Genomic DNA, 286 nt, shown 5'->3' with positions numbered 1-286 from the left:
CGAGACCGCGCGCGGGCTGACGCCCTACACCTCCACGCAGGAGAATGCGTGGCTGGTGCTGGCGGCGCGCGCGCTCGCCAAGGAGAATCTGTCGATGGAGGTGGATGGCCAGCCGGTCAAGACCGCGCTGTACCGCAGCTACAAGGCTGTGACGCTCGAGGGCAAGCCGCTGAAGATCACCAACACCGGCGATGCACCAGTGCAGGCGGTGATCTCGGTGTCGGGCTCGCCGGTGACGCCGGAGCCCGCGGCCTCGAACGGCTTCAAGATCGAGCGCAGTTTCTTC

At 67.1% G+C, this 286-nt stretch carries 1 protein-coding gene; it reads left to right on the top strand.

Annotated features, from left to right (window positions below; translation table 11 throughout):
- Positions 1-286: hypothetical protein (locus AC0L2O_RS36670; protein ID WP_473373187.1), on the top strand; the 286-nt coding region annotated here is incomplete at both ends.

This window comes from Bradyrhizobium sp. Kon10 (assembly GCF_055807395.1).
This window is presented reverse-complemented; position numbering and strand designations above follow the sequence as displayed.